Origin of the sequence: Mycobacterium sp. E3251, from assembly GCF_001666835.1 — a bacterium.
Taxonomy (GTDB): domain Bacteria; phylum Actinomycetota; class Actinomycetes; order Mycobacteriales; family Mycobacteriaceae; genus Mycobacterium.
Genome location: NZ_LZJF01000028.1, coordinates 1 through 866, shown reverse-complemented (window position 1 = coordinate 866; position 866 = coordinate 1). Strand labels below are relative to the sequence as shown.

The window sequence follows — 866 nt, the reverse complement described above, 5'->3', positions numbered from 1 at the left end:
CACCGCGACCACAACACGACGCCGGCGACGATGACCACCCACGCGACCACTTGACCCAGCCGACTGTGCGCGCCGAATCGATGCCCGTCCCCGGGGTGGCCGGTCACGGTGGTCGGTTCGCCGCTGGATTCAGGATTTTGCGTCATGCCCCAAACGATGGCACGGGTATACCCACCGGGGGTAGGGACCATTGGCCCTAGAAAAGGGCGTGGCCCATCTGGTCGGCTTACCTGATGGCCGGATTCACTCGGCGGGCCGCGCTCGCCGCGCTCGGCGCGGGCAGCGTCCTGGGTCTGGCTCATACAACGGATTTCGGTGCCCTGATCGAGGTGGGCGTACATGCTCGAAACATGCTCTTGCAGTTGAGCGGTCAGGTCCGGTGATGCCGATTCGGTGGTGGTGCGCACGCCGCCGGGGATGTCCTCGACGATCCGGTCGATTTCGCTGTGCCGCATGAACATCTCCATGTAGCGGCTCATGTCCATGTGACCGGCGCCCATGAAACCGCCCCCGTCCGTGAGGCGGATAGCGGTCGAGGGAGGACCAAAGACGCGCGCACGCAGATGCGCCAGACCCAGGACGCTGCCCGCGCCGAGCGCGGCGAGCGCGGCCCGCCGAGTGAATCCGGCCATCAGGTAAGCCGACCAGATGGGCCACGCCCTTTTCTAGGGCCAATGGTCCCTACCCCCGGTGGGTATACCCGTGCCATCGTTTGGGGCATGACGCAAAATCCTGAATCCAGCGGCGAACCGACCACCGTGACCGGCCACCCCGGGGACGGGCATCGATTCGGCGCGCACAGTCGGCTGGGTCAAGTGGTCGCGTGGGTGGTCATCGTCGCCGGCGTCGTGTTCGTGGTCGCGGTG

Annotated in this window: 1 pseudogene; it reads right to left on the bottom strand. The window is 66.5% G+C overall.

Annotated features, from left to right (window positions below):
• Positions 1 to 632 (bottom strand): annotated as a pseudogene (locus A5697_RS27960) (hypothetical protein); the annotation flags it as partial.
• Positions 633 to 866 lie beyond the last annotated feature (234 nt).